Origin of the sequence: Marilutibacter aestuarii, from assembly GCF_006546775.1 — a bacterium.
Taxonomy (GTDB): Bacteria; Pseudomonadota; Gammaproteobacteria; order Xanthomonadales; family Xanthomonadaceae; genus Marilutibacter; species Marilutibacter aestuarii.
In genome coordinates this window covers 1-23,005 of record NZ_VICE01000096.1, presented here as the reverse complement: position 1 = coordinate 23,005, position 23,005 = coordinate 1, and the positions used below count along the sequence as shown (strand labels likewise).

The 23,005-nt window shown below is 70.7% G+C and carries 19 protein-coding genes; 9 read left to right on the top strand and 10 right to left on the bottom strand.

The features are described 5' to 3' along the window. From FKV25_RS10325 to tldD, 4 genes are all read left to right on the top strand, one after another. Positions 1 to 591, top strand: a complete 591-nt coding sequence (locus FKV25_RS10325; protein WP_141518723.1) for a Maf family protein — start codon at positions 1 to 3, stop codon at positions 589 to 591. Then, the gene (locus FKV25_RS10320) at positions 588 to 2,135 is read left to right on the top strand and encodes an Rne/Rng family ribonuclease (protein WP_141518722.1); all 1,548 of its coding nucleotides are present in this window, start codon (positions 588 to 590) and stop codon (positions 2,133 to 2,135) included. The genes FKV25_RS10325 and FKV25_RS10320 overlap by 4 nt, the downstream gene beginning before the upstream one ends. A gap of 114 nt (positions 2,136 to 2,249) precedes the next feature. After that, a complete protein-coding gene (locus FKV25_RS10315; RefSeq protein ID WP_246072050.1) occupies positions 2,250 to 6,095 on the top strand; it encodes a YhdP family protein in 3,846 nt (1,281 codons plus the stop codon). Between the two features lie 232 nt (positions 6,096 to 6,327). After that, positions 6,328 to 7,770, top strand: a complete 1,443-nt coding sequence (tldD, locus tag FKV25_RS10305; RefSeq protein WP_141518719.1) for a metalloprotease TldD — start codon at positions 6,328 to 6,330, stop codon at positions 7,768 to 7,770. 80 nt (positions 7,771 to 7,850) lie between these two features. Here the strand turns inward: tldD and yjgA are convergent, their stop codons facing one another. After that, positions 7,851 to 8,390 carry a ribosome biogenesis factor YjgA gene (gene yjgA / locus FKV25_RS10300; protein WP_141518718.1) on the bottom strand — a complete coding sequence of 180 codons (540 nt, stop codon included), beginning with the start codon at positions 8,388 to 8,390 and terminating at the stop codon, positions 7,851 to 7,853. Between the two features lie 122 nt (positions 8,391 to 8,512). On the opposite strand from yjgA, the gene pmbA reads away from it, so the two are divergent. Next, a complete protein-coding gene (gene pmbA / locus FKV25_RS10295) occupies positions 8,513 to 9,889 on the top strand; it encodes a metalloprotease PmbA (RefSeq protein ID WP_246072049.1) in 1,377 nt (458 codons plus the stop codon). Positions 9,890 to 9,970: 81 nt separating this feature from the next. Next, complete coding sequence (locus tag FKV25_RS10290; protein ID WP_141518716.1) at positions 9,971 to 10,405, top strand: DUF4870 domain-containing protein; 435 nt, start codon at positions 9,971 to 9,973, stop codon at positions 10,403 to 10,405. A gap of 439 nt (positions 10,406 to 10,844) precedes the next feature. Here the strand turns inward: FKV25_RS10290 and FKV25_RS10285 are convergent, their stop codons facing one another. The 4 genes from FKV25_RS10285 to FKV25_RS10270 are packed head-to-tail and all read right to left on the bottom strand — an operon-like array spanning position 10,845 to position 14,384. Further along, positions 10,845 to 11,726 carry a polyprenyl synthetase family protein gene (locus FKV25_RS10285; protein ID WP_141518715.1) on the bottom strand — a complete coding sequence of 294 codons (882 nt, stop codon included), beginning with the start codon at positions 11,724 to 11,726 and terminating at the stop codon, positions 10,845 to 10,847. Continuing rightward, on the bottom strand, positions 11,719 to 11,991 hold the full coding sequence (locus FKV25_RS10280) for an exodeoxyribonuclease VII small subunit (protein WP_141518714.1): 273 nt from the start codon (positions 11,989 to 11,991) through the stop codon (positions 11,719 to 11,721). The genes FKV25_RS10285 and FKV25_RS10280 overlap by 8 nt, the downstream gene beginning before the upstream one ends. 31 nt (positions 11,992 to 12,022) lie before the next feature. Next, the gene (gene tilS / locus FKV25_RS10275) at positions 12,023 to 13,384 is read right to left on the bottom strand and encodes a tRNA lysidine(34) synthetase TilS (protein ID WP_141518713.1); all 1,362 of its coding nucleotides are present in this window, start codon (positions 13,382 to 13,384) and stop codon (positions 12,023 to 12,025) included. Positions 13,385 to 13,424: 40 nt separating this feature from the next. Next, the gene (locus tag FKV25_RS10270) at positions 13,425 to 14,384 is read right to left on the bottom strand and encodes an acetyl-CoA carboxylase carboxyltransferase subunit alpha (protein ID WP_141518712.1); all 960 of its coding nucleotides are present in this window, start codon (positions 14,382 to 14,384) and stop codon (positions 13,425 to 13,427) included. Positions 14,385 to 14,576: 192 nt separating this feature from the next. Between FKV25_RS10270 and FKV25_RS10265 the strand changes: the two genes are divergently transcribed. Further along, positions 14,577 to 15,368 (top strand): DUF4349 domain-containing protein, encoded by a 792-nt coding sequence (locus tag FKV25_RS10265; protein WP_141518711.1) that lies wholly within the window; start codon positions 14,577 to 14,579, stop codon positions 15,366 to 15,368. Here FKV25_RS10265 and FKV25_RS10260 read toward each other — a convergent pair. Together FKV25_RS10260 and FKV25_RS10255 are read right to left on the bottom strand one after the other, a co-directional pair. Next, positions 15,365 to 15,973: a MarC family protein gene (locus tag FKV25_RS10260; protein ID WP_141518710.1), complete on the bottom strand. Its 609-nt coding sequence runs from the start codon at positions 15,971 to 15,973 to the stop codon at positions 15,365 to 15,367. The genes FKV25_RS10265 and FKV25_RS10260 overlap by 4 nt on opposite strands. A gap of 110 nt (positions 15,974 to 16,083) precedes the next feature. Beyond that, positions 16,084 to 16,521, bottom strand: coding sequence for a VOC family protein (locus tag FKV25_RS10255; protein ID WP_141518709.1), 438 nt, complete (start codon positions 16,519 to 16,521; stop codon positions 16,084 to 16,086). Between the two features lie 111 nt (positions 16,522 to 16,632). Here FKV25_RS10255 and FKV25_RS10250 point away from each other — a divergent pair, with 111 nt between their 5' ends. Beyond that, on the top strand, positions 16,633 to 17,217 hold the full coding sequence (locus FKV25_RS10250; protein WP_141518708.1) for a TetR/AcrR family transcriptional regulator: 585 nt from the start codon (positions 16,633 to 16,635) through the stop codon (positions 17,215 to 17,217). 9 nt (positions 17,218 to 17,226) lie between these two features. Here FKV25_RS10250 and dnaE read toward each other — a convergent pair whose 3' ends face one another. The 3 genes from dnaE to FKV25_RS10235 all read right to left on the bottom strand — a co-directional run bounded on the left by dnaE (position 17,227) and on the right by FKV25_RS10235 (position 22,445). Then, positions 17,227 to 20,811, bottom strand: coding sequence for a DNA polymerase III subunit alpha (gene dnaE / locus FKV25_RS10245; RefSeq protein WP_141518707.1), 3,585 nt, complete (start codon positions 20,809 to 20,811; stop codon positions 17,227 to 17,229). Positions 20,812 to 20,929: 118 nt separating this feature from the next. Then, complete coding sequence (locus FKV25_RS10240; RefSeq protein WP_141518706.1) at positions 20,930 to 21,562, bottom strand: hypothetical protein; 633 nt, start codon at positions 21,560 to 21,562, stop codon at positions 20,930 to 20,932. 232 nt (positions 21,563 to 21,794) lie between these two features. Beyond that, on the bottom strand, positions 21,795 to 22,445 hold the full coding sequence (locus FKV25_RS10235) for a YkvA family protein (protein WP_141518705.1): 651 nt from the start codon (positions 22,443 to 22,445) through the stop codon (positions 21,795 to 21,797). 135 nt (positions 22,446 to 22,580) lie between these two features. Here FKV25_RS10235 and FKV25_RS10230 point away from each other — a divergent pair. After that, positions 22,581 to 23,005: winged helix-turn-helix domain-containing protein (locus FKV25_RS10230; RefSeq protein WP_211345413.1), on the top strand; the 425-nt coding region annotated here is incomplete at its 3' end.

Sequence of the window (23,005 nt, the reverse complement as noted above, 5' to 3'; positions counted from 1 at the left end):
ATGCTCTATCTCGCCTCGAAATCACCGCGCCGCCGCGAACTGCTGGGCAGGCTCGGACGCAGCTTCGACCTGATCGACCTGGACATCCCCGAGGTGAGGCTGCCTGGCGAAGCCGCCGAGGCCTACGTGCGCCGCGTCGCGCTGGAGAAGGCGCGGGCGGGCTGGGCGAAGGTGCGCGACGTCCCCGGCGCGCTGGTGCTGGGCTCGGACACCGAGGTCATCCTCGACGACGAGGTGTTCGGCAAACCCGCCGACGCGGATGATGCCGCGGCCATGCTGCGCAAGCTGTCCGGTCGCACCCACCAGGTGGTCTCGGCGGTGTGGCTGGTCGCCGACGGGCGCGAGCTCGAGGCCGTGTCGACGTCGCGGGTCGGCTTCGACACCCTCGACGGCGCGCGCATCGCGGCCTACCTCGCCACCGGCGAAGCCTTCGGCAAGGCCGGCGCCTACGCCATCCAGGGCGCGGCGGAGGTCTTCGTCACCCGCCTGGACGGCAGCTATTCCGGCGTGATGGGCCTGCCCCTGCACGAAACCGACCGCCTGCTGCGCGAAGCCGGCCTGCCACCGGCGGGCGCGGAGGCCCGCGCATGAGCGAGGAGATCCTGGTCAATGTCACCCCGCGCGAGACCCGCGTGGCCGTGGTCGAGAACGGCATGCTCCAGGAGCTGCACATCGAACGCGGCTGGGCGCGTGGCGTGGTCGGCAACATCTACAAGGGCAAGGTCCAGCGCGTCATGCCGGGCATGCAGGCGGCTTTCGTCGAGATCGGCCTGGAACGCGCCGCTTTCCTGCATGCGGCCGACATCGTCAAGCCGCCGCCGGTCAGCAACGGCGAGGGCGACGAAGCGCCGCTGCCGCCTGCGCCGACGCGCCCGATCACCGAACTGCTGCGGGAGGGACAGGAGATCATCGTGCAGGTGGTCAAGGACCCGATCGGCAGCAAGGGCGCGCGCCTGACCACCCAGCTCAGCATTCCCTCGCGCTACCTGGTGCTGCTGCCGCGCACGCGCGTGGTGGGCGTCTCGGCGCGGATCGAGGACGAGGCGGAACGCCAGCGGCTGAAGGAGCACATGGCCGCGCTCGCGCCCAACGGGCACGTCGCCATCGGCGGCGATGGCGCGCCAACCGCGTCGGCACCCGCCCCCCAGGGCACGCCCGCGCATGGCTACATCGTCCGCACCAATGCCGAAGGACAGCCGGCTGAAGCCCTGGCCGAGGACATCGCCTACCTGGGGCGGGCCTGGGCATTGATCGAGGAACGCTCGGCGCGCGCCCGCGTGGGCGAGCGCGTCTACGAGGACCTGAGCCTGCCGATGCGCGCGGTGCGCGACCTGATGCGCAAGGACGTGGAGCGGGTGAAGGTCGATTCGCGCGAAACCTGCGATCGCCTGCGGGCGTTCGCCGCGCAGTTCATGCCCGGGCTGGACGAGAAGATCGAGCACTACAGCGGCGCCCGGCCGATCTTCGACCTGTACGGGGTCGAGGACGAGATCCAGCGCGCCCTGGACAAGCAGGTGCCGCTGAAGTCCGGCGGCTACCTGGTCATCGACCAGACCGAGGCGATGACCACCATCGACGTGAACACCGGCTCCTTCCTCGGTCAACGCAACCTCGAGGAAACCGTTTACAGGACCAACCTGGAGGCGGCGCAGTCGGTCGCCCGCCAGCTCCGGCTGCGCAACCTGGGCGGCATCATCATCATCGACTTCATCGACATGACCGATCCCGAGCACCGCCGCCAGGTGCTGCGCCAGCTCGAGAAGTCGATGGCCCGCGATCATGCCAAGTCGACGGTGTACGAGTTCTCGCCCCTGGGCCTGGTGGAGATGACCCGCAAGCGCACCACGGAGAGCCTCGAGCGGCAATTGTCCGAGCCCTGCCACGAGTGCAACGGTCGCGGCACACTGAAGACGCCGGAGACCGTGACCTACGAGATCTTCCGCGAGATCGTGCGCCAGGTCCGCCAGTTCGACGCCCAGCGCCTGCTGGTGATCGCCTCGCCGGCGGTGGTGGTGCGCATCACCGACGAGGAATCGGCCGCGGTCGCCGAACTCGAGGAGTTCCTCGGCAAGTCCATCCGTTTCCAGCCCGACGAGCAGTACTCGCAGGAGCAGTTCGATGTCGTGCTGCTTTGAAGCGGTGATGCGTGATTCGGCATTCGTGATTGGCAAAGGCAAGGCTGCGCATTTGCTCTTGCCTATCACCAATCACCAATCACGCATGACGACAGAACCCTGATGCCCACTCCGATGCGCCGACGGTTTCGCCTGGCGCGACGTGGCCTTGGCTACGTCGTGGCGGTGTCGCTCGTGCTTGTCGCGGTGCTGCTGGGCGTTGCCAGCCAGGTGCTGCCGCTGGCCGAGCGCCACCCCGGGAAGGTCGCCGCATGGCTGAGCGAGCGGGCTGGCCGTCCGGTGGCGTTCGACCGGGTCGAGACCGCGTGGACGCGGCGCGGGCCGCTGCTCAAGCTCGACAACCTGCGCATCGGCGAGCCGGGGCAGGCCTTCGAAGTGGGCGATGCGGAAATGCTGGTCTCGGTCTATGCGGGCCTGTTGCCGGGCGAGGCGCTTTCGGAGCTGCGGCTGCGTGGCCTGGAACTGGCGCTTGAACGCACCGACGACGGTCGCTGGCACGTGCGTGGCCTGCCCGGGCAGCAACGCTCCGCCGAGGAGATGTTCGAGACGCTGGAATCGCTGGGCGAGCTGCAGGTGATCGACGGCAAGCTCGCCCTGCACGCGCCGGGACTGGGCATCGACGCTCGCATCCCGCGCGTCGACCTGCGGCTGCAGGTCAGTGGCGAGACCGTGCGGGCGGCGGTGCGCGCGTGGCCGCGCCTGGCCGACGCGCCGCTCGACGCGGCGCTGGAGCTCAAGCGCCACAGCGGCAATGGCCGCGCCTATGCCGGCGCGCGCGAAGCCGACCTCGCCGGCTGGAGCCCGGTCCTGAGGCTGCTGGGCGTTGCCGTGGGGGGTGGCACCGGACGGGCCGAGGCCTGGGCCACCCTCGAGGGCAGTCGCATCACCGCCGTCCGGATCGAGACCGCGCTGGACGGTGTCCGCCTGCAGCCCGCCAGTGCGGCGAACGATGCATCCGGCGGCGTGGCCTTCGATCATGTCGAGGGTCGCGCACGATGGCGGGTCGACGACACCGGCTGGCGCCTCGACGTCCCGCGCTTGCAGGTGCATGGCGAGGCCGGCATGCAGGCGCTCGACGGGCTCGCCATCGCCGGCGGCCGCGAGTTCGGCCTCTCGGCCGAGCGCATCGATGCAGGCCCCCTGGTCCAGGTCGCGTTGATGAGTGATCGGCTCGCGCCCGCCGCGCGCGACTGGATGCGCGACGCGCGTCCTCGCATGACATTGCGCGAAGTACGGATCGGCGGCCAGGCCGGCGGTCGCGTGCGGGCGAGCGCCCAGGTCGATGGCTTCGGATTCGCGCCTGTCGGCGGGTCGCCCGGCATCGACGGACTGGGCGGCCAGCTCGTGGGCGACGAGAAGGGCTTCGTGTTCACCCCCGATACCCACGCGCCGATGCGCTTGGAGTGGCCGGTGGCGTTCAACACGACGCATGTCGCCAAGCTCGATGGGCGCGTGGTCGGCTGGCGCGACGGCGCCGGCTGGCGGGTCGGTACGCCAGGCCTGCGCATCGACGGCGGCAGTTTCGGCGCCGACCTGCGCGGTGGCCTTGCCTGGCAGGGCGACGGCAGCCGGCCGCGCATCGACCTCGCCGCCGACATCGACGAGGCGCAATTGACGACGGCCAAGGGCTTCTGGGTCCGTCACCGCATGCCCGAAGCCGCCGTGGCGTGGCTCGACCAGGGACTGGAGGGCGGCGTGGTGCGCGACGGCCGCGCCATCGTCAGCGGCGACCTGGACGACTGGCCGTTCACCGGCAACGACGGGCGGTTCGAGGCGCGCGGTCGCATCGAGGACGGCACCATCCGCTTCCAGCCCGACTGGCCGGTGGTCGAGGACCTGGCGGGCGAGGTCGCCTTCGTCGGCGACGGCTTCCAGGTGAAAGGCAGTGGCCGGCTGGCCGGCGTGGAAATCGACCGCATCGAAGCAGGCATCGACCGCTACCACGGCGGCCGCCTCGCGGTGGACGCCCAGGGCGGCGGCGACGCACGCCAGCTGCTCGAGCTGCTGCGCGAAAGTCCCCTGATGGAGAGCATCGGCGACACCTTGGCGCACGTCGACGCGTCCGGCCCGGCGCGTGTCGGCTTCGGTTTGCGACTGCCGCTGCAAAAGGACCGGCAACTGGACATCCAGGGCACGGTGGACCTGGCCAATGCGCGGCTCTCGGGCGACCGCTGGGACCTGGATTTCGACCAGGTCCGCGGCCGGGCGGGCTTCTCGCGTCGGGGCTTTACCGCCGACGCCCTGTCCGTACGGCACCAGGGCCAGGCGGGCACGCTGGGACTGCGCGCCGGCGATGGGCACGTGCGCGACCCCGGCAATGTCTTCGAGGCGACGCTGTCCTCGCGCCTGCAGGCCCGTGAGCTGCTCGACCGGGCGCCCGACATGGCTTGGCTGAGGCCCCATGTCGCGGGAAGCTCGCCGTGGCGGATCGGCGTCAGCGTGCCGAAGGGCGGGAGTGCCGGCGGTCCCGCCGCGCAGTTGACGTTGTCATCCGAACTGGTGGGCACCCGCTTCGACCTGCCCGAACCGATGCACAAGCCGGCGGGCGAGTCGCTGGCGACGACGGTCAGCACGCCGCTGCCATTCGGAAGCGGCGATCTGCAGGTCGCCTTCGGCAACGTGGCGGCATTGCGCGCGCGCAGCACGCAGGGGCGTACCGGGGTGCGTGTCGCCCTGGGCACGGACACCGTGGAAGAAGCGCCCCCAGAGCACGGACTCATCGCCACCGGCCACGCCCAACGGCTCGACGCGGTGGACTGGATCGCCTTCGGTCGTGGCGATCGCGAAGCCGGGCTTGCGCTGCGCGGCATCGACATCACCGCGGGCCAGCTGCAGTTGCTCGGCGGTCGTTTCCCCGACACGCGCGTCAAGGTCGTGGCTTCGCCCGAGGGGCGTCTACAAGTGGCCGTGGAGGGCGACGCGCTGCAGGGCGAGCTGGGCATTCCACGCGAGTCGGCCGCGCCGATCACCGGGCGCTTCGCCCACGTGCACTGGCGCCCGCTCGCCGGGACGGTGCCGAGCGACGGCGGGAGCGTGCCGGCCGTCGAGGACGGGACCGGCGACGCACGCGCCGTGGTGCCGGTCGATCCGGCCGCCACCGCGATGAATCCGGCCGCGATCCCGCCACTCGACTTCGAGATCGAAGATCTGCGCATCAATGATGCATCGCTCGGTCGGGCCCAGTTCCGGTCGCGTCCCGATGCCGGCGGCATGCGCATCGAACGGTTGCAGACGCGCGATCGCTTCCACGAGCTCGACCTGACCGGGCAGTGGACCGGCCAGGGTGAATCGGCACGCACGCGCATGGTGCTCGATGTCCGCAGCCAGGACTTCGGCCGCCTCTTCGAGGGCCTGGGCCTGGGCGGCCGCACCGCCGACGGCGAGGGCCATGTCCATTTCGATGCCGGCTGGCCCGGCAGCCCGGCGGCGTTCAAGGCCGCGGCGGTGGAAGGGCGGCTCAGCGTGGACGCGCGCGACGGGCAACTGCTCGAGGTCGAGCCCGGCGCCGGTCGCGTACTGGGCCTGCTCAGCATCGCCCAGCTGCCGCGGCGCCTGATGCTCGATTTCGGCGACCTGTTCTCCAAGGGGTTCGCCTACAACACGATGGCCGGCAACGTGGTGTTCGAGGACGGCCAGGCGCGGACCGAGGATCTGCTCATCGACGGCCCCGCGGCCAGCATCGCCATCACCGGCGCGACGAACCTGAGGACCGAGCAGTTCGACCAGCGGGTGGAAGTACGCCCGAAGGCAGGCAACCTGCTGGCCGCCGTGGGCGCCATCGCGGGTGGCCCGGTGGGCGCAGCGATCGGTGCCGCCGCCAACGCCGTGCTGGAGAAGCCCATCGGCCAGATCGCCGGCAAGACCTATCGCGTCACCGGGCCGTGGAAGGCGCCCCGGGTCGAGGTCCAGACCCGCGAACAGGGCCGCGCCGCGGCCCGCAGCGCGCCGCCCACGGGCTGACGGTGGACGTCGCGGCTTGATTTGGGTCGCCGTCGACGCCACCTTGTCAGCGATGGCTTGGGCCGGTCCGGTCCGACCCCTGCTGGCTCCATTGCCCGCATGTCCCGCATGCCTGCCGTGCGATGCTCCTGCCATTCCCCATTCCCCATTCCCCATTCCCCATTCCCCATTCCCCATTCCCCATTCCCCATTCCCCATTCCCCATTCCCCATTCCCGACACCAGGCCCGTCCATGACCCTTCCCCTGCAACTCGCTGAAACCCGACTGCTGCTGCCCGCCGGCCTCGATGCCGGGCGGCTGGAGCGCGCCTTCGGGACGCTGCTGGGGCCGGGCGTGGACTTCGGCGACCTGTACTTCCAGCACAGCCGGCGTGAGAGCTGGTCGGTCGAGGACGGCATCGTCAAGGACGGCGCGCATTCGATCGAGCAGGGCGTGGGCGTGCGCGCGATCAGCGGCGAAAAAACCGGGTTCGCCTATTCCGACGAGATCAACGCCGAAGCGCTCCTGGCCGCTTCGCACTCGGCGCGGGCGATCGCCCGCGACGGTCGCGTCGTCGGTGCGCAGGCGCTGGCGAGCGGTCGGGCGCATGGCCTGTATCCGGCCGAGGACCCGATCGACGGCTACGCCAATGAAGCCAAGCTCGAGGCGCTCCGGCGCGTCGATCGCATGCTGCGGGCCGCGGACCCGCGCGTGCAACAGGTGATGGTCAGCCTGTCGGGCGGCGTCGACACCGTCCTGGTCGCACGCAGCGACGGCATCCTCGCCGCCGACGTGCGTCCGCTGGTGCGGCTCAACGTGCAGGTGATCGTCGAGCATGGCGGCCGCCGCGAGAGCGGCTACGCCGGCGGCGGCGGCCGCTACACCTACGCCGAGCTGCTGGACGGCGACCGCCCCGAGCGTTTCGCCCGCGAGGCGCTGCGACAGGCCCTGGTCAACCTGGAGGCGGTCGATGCCCCGGCCGGCGTCATGCCGGTCGTGCTGGGCCCGGGCTGGCCCGGCGTGCTCCTGCACGAGGCGGTCGGCCATGGCCTGGAGGGCGACTTCAACCGCAAGGGCACCAGTACCTACGCGGGCCGCATCGGCCAGCGCGTGGCATCGCCGGGCGTCACCATCGTCGACGACGGCACCCTGGAGGGGCGCCGGGGCTCGCTCAACGTCGACGACGAAGGCCAGCCGACCCAGTGCACCACGCTGATCGAGGACGGGATCCTGGTCGGCTACATGCAGGACAGCCTCAACGCGCGCCTGATGGGCATGGCGCCGACCGGCAACGGTCGCCGCGAGTCCTTCGCGCACCTGCCGATGCCGCGCATGACCAATACCTACATGCGCGCCGGCACGCACGATCCCGACGAGATGATCCGCTCGGTGAAGAAGGGCCTGTATGCCGTCAACTTCGGCGGCGGCCAGGTCGACATCACGAGCGGCAAGTACGTGTTCTCCGCGACCGAGGCCTACTTGATCGAGGACGGCCGGATCACCGCGCCGGTGAAGGGCGCGACCCTGATCGGCTCGGGGCCCGAAACCATGCAGAAGGTCAGGATGATCGGCCACGACCTGGCCCTGGACGAGGGCGTGGGCGTTTGCGGCAAGGACGGTCAGAGCGTGCCGGTCGGCGTCGGCCAGCCTTCGTTGCTGATCGAAGGCCTCACCGTCGGCGGCACGCAGGCCTGATGGGCGTGACCGCCGGCGATGGATTGACGGGAGCCGGTAATCGCCGCACGCCGCGGCGCGGCGGGGGCGTTGCCGGTTCCCTAGCTCCCGCTCTCCGTGTCCGCCCCGAGCACCACGTCGCGCAGTTCGCGGAACAGCTCGCGGAAGGCGCGCGGCGGCTTGTCGCGCTTGCGTTCTTCCAGCGTGTTGCGGACCAGTTGGCGCAGGCGCTGCCGGTCGGCGGCGGGATGCGCGTCGATGAACGCCGCGAGCGCGGCGTCGCCGTCCGTGAGCAGGCGTTCGCGCCAGTCCTCGACGCGGTGCATCGCCGCCACTTCGCGCCGGGCGGCCTCGCCGTCCTTGTCCAGCGCGTCCCGGATCGCATCGAGCGCCTCGTCCTCTTCGCGGCGCATCTGCTTGGCCAGGAAGGCCAGCTGGCGCTTGTGCGCGATGTGCGAGGTGATGCGGCGGGTCTCCCTGATGTGCGGCAGCAGCGACTCCGGCACCGGCAGGCGCTCGAGCTGGGCGTCGGTCAGGGCCACCAGCTGCTTGCCCAGTTCCAGCACGTCCAGCGCTTCGCGGCGCTGCTGGCTGCGGCTGGGTCCCAGGTATTCGCCGGTTTCTTCGTCGGTTCCACGCATGGCATTGCTTCCGGGCTTGGGTTCCCGGGCGATGGCGCGGCGCGCGGCCACGGGCTCCGGAAACACTCGACAACATGTCCCTCGGCCCTGGGCCTCGGGATGACAGCATGAAGGATACGGCATTGAGCGAGACCCACCCCAACCCCGTCCATCCCGGCGACGACAGCCAGGCGCGCCTGGACCGCCTGGCGGCGCTGTCGCAACGGCTGCTCGAGCAGTGCCGCGCCGCCGGTGCCAGCCAGGCCGAGGTGTCCTGCAACGAGGACACCGGGCTCAGCGTCAGCGTGCGCATGGGCGAGGTGGAGACGGTGGAGGCCTCGCACGACCGCGGCATCGCGGTGACCGTTTATTTCGGCCAGCGCAAGGGCAGCGCCAGCACCGCCGACCTCGCCGATGCCAGCCTCGCGGCCACGGTCGAGCAGGCCTGCGCCATCGCCCGCCACACCGAGGACGACGCCGCGGCCGGCCTGGCCGACGCGGAGCTGATGGCCACCGACATCCGTGAGTTCGACAGCTGGCATCCCTGGGCACTCGAACACGAACCCGAACGCGCCATCGAGCTGGCGCTGGCGGCCGAGCAGGCCGGCCGGGACTTCGATCCCCGGATCGAGAACTCGGACGGCGCGTCGCTGGGCACCGGCACCAGCATCGGCGTCTACGCGAACTCCCATGGCTTCATCGGCCGCGACCGCAGCAGCCAGCACAGCCTGGGCTGCGCGTTCATCGCCGGGCGCGGCGAGGCGATGCAGCGCGATGGCTGGTACAGCATCGGCCTGAGCGCGGACGACATCGAGGCGCCCGCCGCGATCGGTCGCCGCGGTGCCGAACGCACGGTCGCGCGCCTGTCGCCGCGCAAGCTGGCCACGGGCCAGTACCCGGTCCTGTTCTCGGCTGAGATGTCGCGCTCCCTGATCGGACACCTGCTCGGTGCGGTCTCCGGCGGCGCGCTGTACCGGCGCGCCAGTTTCCTGGTCGACAGCATGGGCACGCGCCTGTTCCCCGAGTGGTTCGGTATTCGCGAGCTGCCGTTCCAGCAACGCGGCTTGCGTTCCACCAGCTATGACGCCGAGGGCGTCGCCACGCGCGAGTCCGACCTCGTGGCCGACGGCGTGCTGCAGCGTTACATCCTGGGCTGTTACTCGGCGCGGCGCCTGGGGCTGGTGAGCACGGCCAATGCCGGCGGCGTCCACAACCTGCAGGTGCGCGCGAATGCCGGCGGCTTCGACGAGATGGTGCGCGGAATGGGGCGCGGCCTGCTGGTGACCGAATTGATGGGGCAGGGCGTCAACAGCATCACCGGCGACTATTCGCGCGGCGCCGCCGGCTTCTGGGTGGAAGATGGCGAGATCCGGCACCCGGTCGACGGGATCACGGTGGCCGGCAACCTCAAGGCCATGTTCCAGGCGATCGAAGCCGTGGGCAACGACGTCGATCCACGCTCGCACGTGCGCACCGGTTCGATCCTGGTCGGCGCGATGACGGTGGCCGGAGAAGGTTGAGGCAGGCGACCGTGCCATCGGGCAGTTGACCGCCGGCGCGAATCACCCGACAGTATCCGTTCAGATTCCAGGAGAGACAGCATGAGCGGACCGCACGACCCCAACGCCCCACAGAACGATCCCGGCCAGGTGCCGCCGACCGCTCCGCCGCCGTACCAGGCCGCGCCCGAGCCGCCGGCGAGCGACGCACCGGGCAGCGACGATCGCAACATCGCGATGCTGACGCACCTGTCCGGCCTGCTCTTCAGCATCGTCATGCCGCTTGTCGTGTGGCTGATCAACAAGGACAACCCGGGCAAGGCCTACCTCAACGCGCAGGCCAAGGAAGCCCTGAACTTCCAGATCACCGTGCTGATCGCGTTCGTGGTCTCCTTCATCCTGACCTTCGTCCTCATTGGTGCGCTGCTGATGCCGCTGGTCGGCCTGGCCAACCTGATCCTGTGCATCGTCGCCGCGGTGAAGACGGCGAACGGCGAGGACTTCCGCTACCCGTTCACGCTGCGCCTGATCAACTGACCGGACGGTTTGCGTGCAACACCGAGGACGCCGGCCATGTGCCGGCGTCTTCGTTCCCGGGGGCGATGCGCGGGGATCGGGCACTTTTCGCGCGGGCTCCGGGACGGGGCGTGGACGCAGGCGCGCACCCTCCATCGGTCGCGATCGATTGCCATGCGGCCGAGCGCGGCCAGGGGGCGGCAGCGTCGCCGAACCCGGCCAGCGCTTCGTCCATCATCGCGGCAAGGTCGGATCGGCTTGAAGCCCGGGCAAGGCCGAAGGCCGCACCCGGGATGACGCCATCGATCATGGTGATGTCCCCGGGTGCGCTGCGCTTGTCCGGGCTACGCCCGTGTCCGACATCCCGGCAAGGTGATGCTTCGGTTTTCGCTTTCGCCCGTCATCCCAGCGAACGCTGGGATCCAGCCATGTTCTTGCGGGAGGCTTCCGATCGCGCCAGCTAGCGGTCGCGTTCGATCGCCATCCGGCCGAGCGCGGCCAGGGGGGCGGCATCGTCGCCGAACTCGGCCAGCGCTTCGTCCATCATCGCGGCGAGGTCGGACAGCAGGCAGCGCGAGGCGACCATGCCGATCAGGGCGGGGAAGGTCGCCTTGGCCTGTGCCTGGTCCTTGCCGGCGGTCTTGCCCAGCGTCGCGCTGTCGCTTTCGATGTCGAGGATGTCGTCGCGGACCTGGAAGGCCAGCCCGAGTGCATCGGCGAACCGGTCCAGCGGTACCCGCTGGTCGGTGCCGGCGCCGCCGCAGGTGGCGCCCATGCGCACCGCCGTGCGGATCAGCGCGCCGGTCTTGAGCGCGTGCAGGCGCTTGAGGGCGTCGAAGGAGATCGCGCCGCCCTTGCCGGTGGCGTCGAGGTCCAGTGCCTGGCCCCCGCACATGCCGGCGGCACCGCTGGCCGAGGCGAGCTGGGCGACCAGGTCGACCCGGGTTTCCGCGTCCAGGGGCGCCTGTGCGAGGCGTTCGAAGGCCAGGGTCTGAAGGGCATCGCCGGCGAGCACGGCGGTGGCCTCGTCGAAGGCGACGTGCACGGTCGGCTGGCCCCGCCGCAGGGCGTCGTCGTCCATGCAGGGCAGGTCGTCGTGCACCAGCGAGTAGGCGTGGATCAACTCGACTGCGAGCGCGGCATCGTCGAGCGCATCCAGCCCGGCGCCGAACAGGCGGCCGCTGGCGTAGACCAGCAGCGGCCGCATCCGCTTGCCCCCCTGCAGCACCGCGTGGCGCATGGCGGCGTGCAGGCGGTGCGGCGAGGCGTCGGGATCGGGCAGGGCACGGCCGAGCGCGCTGTCGATGCGCGCGCGCAACCCGGAGAAATCGGGGTCAGGCATCGCCGTTTCGGGCGGCATCCGCGTCCTGGAAGACCTGCGCGCTGCCTGCGTCCTGCGGGTCGCTCAGCAGGCGCACGCGCAGCTCGGCCTGCTCCAGCGCCGTCTGGCATGAGCGGTAGAGGCCCACGCCGCGCTCGTACGCGGCCAGCGAATCCTCCAGGCTCATGTCGCCCTGTTCCATCTTCTCGACCAGGGCTTCGAGGGCGTCGAGCGACTTCTCGAAGTCGGCGACCGGCGAGGCTTCAGTAGCGGCTTTGCGTGGCATCGGGCAAGTGTGAAGCGATGCCTGCCAAGGGTCAATCGCAGCGTGGTTCGCGTGCGTCCGCGAGCGCCGGTGGCGGCGCGTCGGCCGGATCCGTCCACAGCACGCGTGCATCGTGTTCGCGCAGCCAGGCGTCGAGGCGCGCGGCAAGGACGAGGTCGCCCGCGGCGAGCAGGGTCCCGGCGGCGTCGCTGAGCAACGGAAGCCTCGTGCGCACCCAGGGCGGTACCTCCAGCGCCTGCAGCACCTGCTTGAGCGCGTGCGAATGGCCGCGTCCCGCGCGTTGGATGCGCTCGCCACCACGTCGCGCATGCACGCGGCACGGGCCCGGGAGCGCCTCGGCGCCCACCAGTTCGAGAGCGCCCCCGGTCGGTAGCGACAGGGGCTCGCGGCCATCCCACGCGACCGACCAGTCCACGGGCAATGGCGCGCGCTCGTGGTCGGCGTGCAGCAGATCGCGCCAACGACGGACGCGGACGCCATGCCAGGCGAACGCGGCGCCCGCATCCGGGCGGGCGCCGATCAGGTCGTGCTCGATGCGCGACACCCCCTGCGCGGGGAGCGGGGGCAGGCCAAGCCGGTCCATCCAGAGGCGCAGTACCCGTTGGCGGCGCGCGCGGGGAAGGGCCGACAGCGCCGCGACGGACAGGCAGCGCGGGTCGGCGGTGGCGACCCGTGCCAGGGCACGGGAATCGCCCGCGCGCAGCAGATCGGCGGCGTCGGCGCCCAGCTCCGAGCTGCGGGCAAGTGCCGCGCTCGCGTGCGGCCAGCGCTCACGCAGCAGCGGCAGCACGCGCGCGCGCAGGAAATTGCGGTCGAAGCGATCGTCCTCGTTGCCGGGATCCTCGACCCAGGCCAGGTCGTGCGCATGCGCGTAGGCGCGCAGCGCATCGCGTGGCAGCCCGAGCAGCGGTCGCCACAGCCAGGCTCGGCCGAAGCGGCGCCAGGGGCGCATCGCGGCCAGGCCGTCGGGACCGGAGGCACGCAGGGCACGCAGCAGGAAAGTCTCGGCCTGATCGTCGAGATGGTGGGCGAGCACCAGTACCTCGTCGTCGCGGAGCAGGCGCTCGAAGGCGGCGTGACGCGCCTTGCGCGCGGCGCCCTCGGGTCCCAGGCCGCGGGTGTCGCGGGCATCGACGGTGACCACTTCGAGGGCGATGCCCAGGGCGGCGCAGGCGCGCGCGCAGGCCCGCCCCCACGCGACCGAGTCCGGATGGAGTCCGTGATCGACGTGGATCGCGCGCAGGCCACGTGCGCGCAGCACCCGATCGCCGGCCAGCCGGTGCAGAAGCACGCTGGAATCCAGTCCGCCACTGAGGGCGACGACGAGTGGCGTCGTGGCCGGGAGCGGGCCCGGGACGGGGGGCAGCGGCAGGGTCGGCGAAGGGCCGGTCATGGCGCCATCATCGGCCGGCGCCGGGGCGCCGGCAATGCGTTCAGGCCGCCTCGTAGGCGCCGTAGCTGCGCAGGCGCTGGTAGCGGCGTTCGACCAGTTCGTCGGTCGAGCACTGCTCGAGCATGTCGATCTCGTTCAGCAGCACCGCCTTCAGCCGGGTCGCCATCTGCCTTGGATTGCGATGCGCACCGCCGATCGGTTCGCGCACGACCTTGTCGACCAGGCCCAGCCCGTGCAGGCGCTTGGCGGTGAGCCCCAGCTGTTCTGCGGCGTCCTTGGCCTTGGCCGCGTCCTTCCACAGGATCGAGGCGCAGCCTTCCGGCGAGATCACCGAGTAGGTGCTGTACTCGAGCATCAGGGTGCGGTCGCCGACGCCGATCGCCAGTGCGCCGCCGGAGCCGCCCTCGCCGATCACGGTGCAGACGATCGGGATGCGCAGCTCGGACATCTCCAGCAGGTTGCGGGCGATCGCCTCGGACTGCCCGCGCTCCTCGGCGCCGATGCCGGGATACGCGCCCGGCGTGTCGATGAAGGTGATCAGCGGCAGCTTGAAACGCTCGGCCAGCTTCATCAGGCGCAGGGCCTTGCGATAGCCCTCCGGACGCGGCATGCCGAAGTTTCGGCGGACCTTGGACTTGGTGTCGCGGCCCTTCTCGTGACCGATGATGACCACGGCGCGGCCGTCGATGCGGCCCAGGCCGCCGACGATCGCGGCGTCGTCCTTGAACGCACGGTCGCCCGCCAGTTCCTGGAATTCATCGCAGATCACCCGGATGTAATCCAGGCTGTAGGGCCGTGCCGGATGACGGGCCAGTTGCGAGACCTGCCAAGGCGACAGGTCGCGGAAGATCTGGGCGGTACGCTGGCGCAGCTTGTCCTGGAGCGCGTGCACCTCGGTATCCACGTCCACCGCCGATCCGTGGCTGGCGTGGCGCAGTTCCTGGATCTTGCTTTCCAGGTCGGCGATGGGTTGCTCGAAATCGAGGTAGTTCGGATTCATGCGACAACGGGCTCTGGGGCGGACGGCCGCCGGAAAGGGCACAGTCTAGCCGACCCCGCCCGACCATACCGAGACGTCCGGAAAACGATGGCGGGGAGGCGTGGGGCGCGCTTGCCCGGGCGCCCGCGCTGCGCTCTGGCATAGTGCCCGTTCACGTCCGCGCTCACCCATGACCCCCTCCCGGAGGCACCCATGCGCTCGCCCAACGGTCCCGTGCTGCTGGCCGCCCTGCTCTTCGCCACCGTCGCCTGCAGCAACAAGCGGGCCAGCGAAGCCGGGGGGCCGGTCGCGCGCCCGTCGCTCGAAGCGCCGACCGGCGCGATGCTGGCCTACGAGCACTCCGTCGAGGTCGCGCTGCCGGCCGACGGCATCGCGCCGCGCCTGGCCGAGCTGCAGGCGGCCTGCACGTCGGGGGCGCATGGCCGCTGCCAGGTGCTCGACGTGGGCCAGCAGGGTGGCGACCATCCCCGCGGCGACCTCACGGTGCGGATAGAGCCCCGCGGCGTCGAGCCGATGATCGCGCTGGCGGCCGATGGCGGCGAACTGGGCGCGCGTCGCACCCATGCCGAGGACCTGGCCACGGTGGTGCAGGACAACGCCCGCCTGCTCGAACGCCTGAAGCGCGAGCATGCCCAGTTGGAAGACTTCCAGCAGCGTGACGACCTCGACGTCGCCGGCATGATCGCGCTGTCGGCCCAGATGGCCGAGGTGGAAGCCCGGCTGCAACAGGCCGAACAGGAGGCAGCGGGCCACGCGCTGCGCATCGAAACCCAGAAACTGAGTTTCGCGCTGCACCCGCCCGCGGGCACCAGTGGGCGCAACGAGATCGCCGGGGCGCTCCGCGATTTCGGTGCCACCCTGGCCCTGGGCACCGCCTGGACCATCCGCAGCGCGGCCTTCCTGATTCCGCTCGGCCTGCTTGCGGCCGCGCTGGTGGGCGCCTGGAAGTGGTGGCGCCGGCGTCGCGCGCCGGGCCAAGGCTAGATGCCGAAGTAGTCCTTGATGCCGCCCAGCACGCTGGCGGTGGCAACCGAGGCGAGGATCATCCCCATCACCCGGCTGATGATGCTCGCGCCGCTTTCGCCCACCACGCGGTGCAGCCGGCTGGCGAGCAGCATGCAGACCAGCACCACGACCAGGACCGCCAGCATGGTGATCGTGGTCTGCGCCTGTTGCCACAGGTTGTAGCGGTCGTTCTCGGTCAGCAGCACCGCCGCGAGCATCGCGCCGGGGCTGGCGATCGAGGGCACGGCCAGCGGGAAGATCGCCATGTCGCGACCGCCGTTGGCGAGCTTGACCTCCTTCTCGGGCTTGGCCTCGCCGAAGATCATGCTCAGCGCGAACAGGAACAGGACGATGCCGCCGGCGATCTGGAAGGCCGACAGCGGGATCCGGATCGCGGTCAGGATCAGCTCGCCGGCCACCACGAAGAACACCAGGATCGCCGCCGAGGCGAGGCTGGCGCGAAGCGCGACCTTGCGGCGCGCACGTTCGTCCAGGTGGCGGGTGACCGCGATGAAGACGGGGATCGTGCCGATCGGATCGATGACCGCGAAGAAGAAGATGAAGGTGGCGACGATGTCGATCATCGTTCCATCTTAAGCGCAGGCAGGCGTGTTCCGCTCGACGCGATCTGGCTGCGTGGCGCGCCGTCCCGGTTCACGCACGTGCCGCGCCGGAGGCGGGCCGATGCGTGCCCTCAGGCCCCGCCGCCCGGCAGGGCATCGGCCGCGTAGGCGGCCGCGAACGCCGGATCGGGCGGGATGGGCGTGATCACGTCGATGAGCACGCCATCGGGACCGGCGGTGATGAAATGGCGCTGGCCGAAGGCCTCGTCGCGCAGTGGCAACAATATCGGCAGGCCGGCCGCGCGCAGGCGATCGTACTCTGCGTCCACGTCCTCGACCTCGAAGTTCAGCAACAGGCCCGACGCCGTGCGGCCGCGCGCCGGCTCGGGCACGGTCTCATGGCCGGCATCGAGCACGGCCAGGTTCACCGAGGGGTCGTCCGGCGACTGCAGGTGCACGTACCAGTCGGCGGCGAAGGCGGGCCGGAAACCGAAGTGGCGCTCGAAGAATGCCGAGGTGCCCGCGACGTCGGCGGTCATCAGGACGGGATAGTAACTGGTGGTCTTCATCGGCGGTCCTCGAGGGGCGCCCCGGAGGGGCGGTCAACTTACATACAGAGTGCATGTAAATATAAAAACATGCAACTTGTATGTTCAAGCCGGGTAGGCCAGCATGCGCCGATGACATCCGACCGTCCCCGCCGCCAGCAGGCGCGCACCGAAGCCACCCGACTCGCGCTCCTCGACGCCGCGCGGGAACAGTTCGTGGCCCGGGGCCATGCCGGGGCGTCGACCCCGGCCATCGTCGAGGCCGCCGCCGTCACCCGCGGCGCGCTGTACCACCACTTCGCCGACAAGCGCGCGCTGTTCCACGCCGTGCTGGCCCGCGAAGCCAAAGCAGTCGCGGACGACATCGCCCATGCAACGCCCGCCGCGCTGGCGCCAAGGGCCGCGCTGGAGGCGGGCAGTCGTGCCTACCTCGCCTCGATGGCGACCCCCGGTCGAACCCGCCTGTTGCTGGTCGAGGGGCCGGCGGTGCTGGGGCACGAGGCGGTGGCGGCCCTGGACGCGGCCCATGCCGCACGCGCGCTGCGCGAGGGCCTGGCGGCCGCGCTCGTCGGGATGCCCGGCGATACGCTGGACGCGATCGCCTCGCTGTTGTCGGCGGCCTTCGACCGTGCGGCGCTGGACATCGAAGCCGGCGCCCGCGAGGACGTCGTGCACGCCGCCATCGCCTGGATGCTGGGGCGCCTGCTGCCTGGGTGACGCCCGGGCTCAGCCCCAGGGGCGGGCGAGGGCCAGTTTGACCGCCTTGACCCCGGGCACCGAGCGCAGCGCGCCGACGAGCTCGGCGTCGACGCGGATCGCGTGGTTGCCGTTGAGGTCGAGCATGCCGGCGGCACCCGGGCGCAACAGGTCCAGCCGGATCGGGGTGCGGCCCGGGCGGTGCCCGGCGAGCAGGCTGTCCACGCGCTGCCAGATCCCCGGTACCCTCAGGTCCAGGCGCAGCGAGAGCCGCCGCGCGTGGTTGGCGCAGACGCTGGCGTAGTCCCAGCAGCGGTTGGCCTTGAGCGCGAAGCCGCCGCTGAAGCTGTCCTCGCGCAGGCCGCCCTGGACGATCAGCAGGCGGTCGCGGCTGAACATCTGCGCGAATTCGGTGTAGGTCTCGCCGAAGAAGGCGCATTCAAGGCGACCGCGTCCGTCCTCGATCTGCACGAACATCTGGCTGTCGCCCTTCTTGCGCATCGCCACCACCTGGCCGGCGACGACCGTCTCCACCTCGGGCCGCCAGCCACTGCGCGCCGATTCCGGCCGCGACTCCCAGATCTTCTCGAGGTCGCCGAGGTCGCTGCCGACCAGCGCGCGCAACTCGTCGCGGTAGGGGTCGAACGGGTGGCCGCTGAGGTAATGGCCCAGGGTCTCGCGCTCGCCGTTGAGCAGTTGCGCCAACGGCCACTCGTCGACCACCGGCAGGTCGATGTGCAATTCGGCGGCCGGCGATGCGCCGCCGCCGAACAGCGACACCTGGCCCGCGGCGCGTTCGCGCGCCAGCTGCTCGGTGGCCTTGAGGACCTCGGGCAGCTGCAGCATCAGGCTGGCGCGGTTCTTCCCGAGCGCGTCGAGCGCGCCGGCCTGGGTCAGCGCCTCGAGCGCGCGGCGGTTGAGCCTGCCGCTGTCGACGCGCTTGCAGAAGTCGAGCAGGTCGACGAACGGCCCCGCGCGGCGGGCCTCGACGATCGCCTCGCAGACGCCGCGGCCGACGCCCTTCACCGCGCCCAGGCCATAGCGGATCGTGCCCGGTGTGGTCGCCTCGAACATGTAGGCCGAATGCGCGACGTCGGGCGGGAGCACGTCCAGGCCCATCACCCGGCATTCGTCGAGGAAGCCGGTGACCTTGTCGGTGTTGTCCATGTCCGAGGACAGCACCGCGGCCATGAACTCGGCCGGGTGGTGCACCTTCAGCCAGGCGGTCTGGTAGGCGACCAGGGCGTAGGCGGCCGAGTGCGACTTGTTGAAGCCATACTCGGCGAATTTCTCCATCAGGTCGAAGATCGGCGTCGCGACCCGGGCCTCGATGCCGCGCTCGGCGCAGCCGGCCTCGAACTTGGCGCGCTCCTTGGCCATTTCCTCGGCCTTCTTCTTGCCCATCGCGCGGCGCAGCAGGTCGGCACCGCCCAGCGAGTAGCCGGCCAGGACCTGGGCGATCTGCATCACCTGTTCCTGGTAGACGATGACGCCATAGGTCGGCGACAGCACCGGCTCGAGCGAGGGGTGCGGGTAGCTGACCTCGGTGCGGCCGTGCTTGCGGTCCACCCATTCCTTGTCCATCCCCGAGCCCAGCGGGCCGGGGCGGAACAGCGCGGCGAGCGCGATGATGTCCTCGAAGGTGTCGGGCATCGCGCGCTTGAGCAGCTCGCGCATGCCGCGCGATTCGAACTGGAACACCGCGACCGTGTCGCCGCGGGCGAACAGTTCGTAGGTCGCCTTGTCGTCCAGCGGCAGCGCGGTGATGTCGAGGGGGCCGTGACTGGTGATGGGGGATTCGTGACTGGCAGAAGCAGGGGCTTGCTCCTTCGAATCACGCGTCACCAATGACGAATCACGGCGTTTATTGATCGCCTTGACCGCCCAGTCGATGATCGTGAGCGTGCGCAGCCCCAGGAAGTCGAACTTCACCAGGCCGACCGCCTCGACGTCGTCCTTGTCGAACTGCGTCACCGGGTTGCGGCCGCGGCCCTCGCCGTCGTGTTCGGCGTAGAGCGGGCAGAAATCGCTCAGCGGGCTGGGCGCGATCACCACGCCGCCGGCGTGCTTGCCGGCGTTGCGGGTCAGGTCCTCGAGGCTGCGCGCCAGGTCGATGAGGTCGCGGACTTCCTCGTCGCTGTTGTAGCGCTCGATCAGGTCCGGGGAGGCCAGGCCCTCGCTCGTGCGCGACTTCTCGGTCTCGCCCATCGCATCGTCGAGGCTGATGCCCAGGGTGTTGGGGATCAGCTTGGCGATGCCGTCGACCAGGCCGTAGGGATGGCCGAGCACGCGCCCGGAATCGCGCACCACCGCCTTCGCGGCCATGGTGCCGTAGGTGATGATCTGGCTGACCCGGTCGCGTCCGTACTTGCGCGCGACGTAGTCGATGACCTCGTCGCGGCGGTCCATGCAGAAGTCGATGTCGAAGTCGGGCATCGACACGCGCTCGGGGTTCAGGAACCGCTCGAACAGCAGGTCGTAGGGCAGGGGGTCGAGGTCGGTGATGCCCAGCGCCCAGGCGACCAGGGAGCCGGCACCCGAGCCGCGGCCCGGTCCGACCGGGATGTCGTGCGCCTTGCCCCAGTTGATGAAGTCCGCGACGATCAGGAAGTAGCCGGGGAAGCCCATCGTGATGATGACGTCGAGCTCGGTCTCGAGCCGGTCGTCGTAGTCCTGGCGGCTCTTGCCCTCGGCCAGCGGCGCCTTCTCCAGGCGCTTGCGCAGGCCCTCTCGCGCTTCGTTGCGCAGCCAGGACTCGATCGTGTGCTCGGCCGGCACGGGGAACGCGGGCAGCGCGTATTCGCCGAGCTTCATCTCGACGTTGCAGCGCGTCGCCAGCGCCAGGGCGTTGTCGATCGCATCGGGGACGTCGGCGAACAGCGCGAGCATCTCGTCGGTGGACTTGAGGTACTGCTCGGGCGTGTAGTCGCGCGGGCGCCTGGGGTCGTCGAGCACGCGCCCGGAGGCGATGCACACGCGCGCCTCGTGCGCCTCGAAGCCGTCGCGGTCGAGGAAGCGCACGTCGTTGCTGGCGACCACCGGCAGGCCGCGCTTGGCCGAGGCATGCAGGGCGAAGGCGTTGAAGGCCTCCTCGCCCTCGCGTCCTGCGCGGGTCAGTTCCAGGTGCAGGCGGTCGTCGAACACGCCCTGCCAGTCGGCCAGCCAGGCCTCCGCGTGCTCGTGCTTGTTGGCCACCGTCAGGCGGCCGGCCAGGCTGTGGCGCCCGGCCAGCACGAACAGGCCGGCGTTGTCCTCGCGCAGCCATTCCGGGCGCATCGCCACGCTGTCGGTGCGGTGGCCTTCCATCCACACGCGGGTGAGCAGGCGCGAGAGGGTCAGGTAGCCCTCGCGGTCGCGGCACAGCAGGGTCAGGCGCGAGGTGGCCTCGTTGCCGTCGGCCAGGCCGATGTCGGCACCGATGATCGGCTTGATGCCGGCGGCCTCGGCCTTGCGGTAGAACTTCACCGCCGCGAAGACGTTGTCGATGTCGGTGATCGCGACCGCGGGCTGGTCGAGGGTCGCGCAGCGCTTGACCAGCTCGCCGATCCGCACGGTGGAATCGGCCAGCGAGTATTCACTGTGCAGGTGGAGGTGGGCGAAACGGGGTGCGGGCATCGTCACCGCAGATTAGCAGTCCCCGGTGCGCGCACAAGGCTTGACGGCGCGCGCATCGTCTCCCACGCCCGGCCGGGGAACCCCGCCGGGCGCGTCGGGTCGCCGCCGGCCGCGCGGCTCAGGCGACGACGTGGAAACGCTCGTCCGGCGGCAGCCGGGTGTCGACGTAGTGACCATCGCGGACGCGGGCGTTGTGCTGCAACTGGGCCAGCTCGGCCAGGCGGTCACGCAGCCAGGCCGCCTGCTGCGCGCGGCCGCTCCCGCTCGGATGTTCGTCGCGGCGGTAATCGCAGAAGTCGCGGTACTCCTCGGTCTCGGCCTCGAAGGCCTCCCAGGCCAGGTCGAACAGCAGCACGTCGTCCAGGCGTCCGAGCAGTGGCGTCTGGTCCGGGATCAGGTCGTCGTCGCTATCCAGGTACTCGAGCATCCGCGCGGCGCGTGCCCGCGTGCCCGCGGCCGTATCCCAGTCGCGGTCGGCGAGCATCGCGCGGACCCACTCGATGCGGTCCAGGCGCGTCTGCATGATGCCCTGTGCCTCGGCGGGGGGCTGTTCCACCAGCCATTCGGCCAGGGCCTGCAGGCGGGGGATGTCCACGCGCGGCGCGTCGGGGTTGATCTCGTGCAGCAGCGCGTCGAAGCGGCTGACCTGCGCGGGTTGCCATGCCATCACCGCGTCGTTGGCGGGCGGCGACATGGCGTCGGGGCCGAAGGGCAGGGGCGGGCCGATCGGTTCGAACACGGGTGTTTTCATGGCACACCTCCATGGCCGGCACGGGGGCGGGGGAAAGAGGGACGGGCGGGCCGGCATTGCGCCGCGTCCCATCGGACGATGCATCTGGGCGCATGCGACGGCGCGCGTTTCGCGGGCCGTCCCATGGTGGGATGCACGTTCATCCTCCTGCGTTTCAATTGTAGGCTCCAGTGGAACAAGGCAGGGTGACGGATGGCCCGGACGTGCCGGGCACGACCGTCCGACCGGCGGTTCAATGGACCCGGAACAAGGGCGCGGACGCGGGGACATAGCTGCCTTCGCGCACCTGCCGCTGGTGGCGCTCGAGCGCGAACTCGGCGCGGCAGGCCTCGCGCCAGGCGTCGCGGTCCATGTGGAAGTCGAGGCGGCGCACGCCGCGCAGCCGCGCTTCGATGCGCCGGATGCGGCAGAAGTCCAGGTAGTCCGCGACCTCGTCGGCCAGGCGCGGCCAGGCCGTGCGGATGACGATCGCATCGTCCAGCCGGCCCACCCGCGGCAGGCCGTCGGGGATCAGGTCGCCGTCGCCGCTCACGTAGTCGATGACCAGGCGTGCGACGTCGCCGGCGTCGTTGGCGGCCTTCCAGTCCGGATCGCCGGTCATGCAGGCCAGTGTGGTCGCGCGGCGCATCTGGCGGGCGATGCAGGGCGCCGGGGGCTGGCCGGTGTTGGCGTCGCACAGTTCCCGCGCGGCGGTTGCGATCCGGTCCGCGTCGAGTGGGTCGGCATTGGCGTCGAGCCTGTTCAGCAAGCGGTTGAAGCGTTCGACGGCCTCGGCGACCAGGTCGAACTGGTCGATCCGGTGGCGGCGGTGCGGGGACGGCGCGGGGCGGTCGAGGACGGTCGGCAGGGCGTCGAAGTCATGGGACAGGGCAATGGCGTTCATGGTCGGTCTCCGGGTGGTGCACCCCGAGTGGGTGCGTGTCCAGATTCCGCCTTAACATCCGTGGGGTCATGATGTTGAACTGAGACTTACGTCACCCTTCTCACAGGGTTGTGATGCAGTCATGAGGTTTTCCTGATGGTTCCCGAAGGGCTGGCTCCCGAAGGCCCCGGCCCACCCGCGCGCTACCGCTTCGACGACATCCGCGTCGATACGGTGGCCCACACGCTCACCCGGGGCGGGGTGCCCTGCGCGCTGGAACCCAAGGCCTTCGCCGTGCTGACCATGCTGCTCCAGCACGCCGGGGAGCTGGTGGGCAAGGACGAACTTCTGGACGCCGTCTGGGGCCACCGGCACGTCACGCCGGGCGTGCTGACCCGGGCGATCGCGCAGTTGCGGGCCGCGCTGGGCGACGATGCGCACCAGCCACGTTACATCCATACCCACCATGCCCTCGGCTACCGTTTCATTGGCGAACTGCAGGTGGACGGCGAGGCGGAAGCGTCCGTGCCGGTTGTTCCCACCGTCGCCGTGGCGGAGGCCACGGCGGAGGCGGAAGGCGC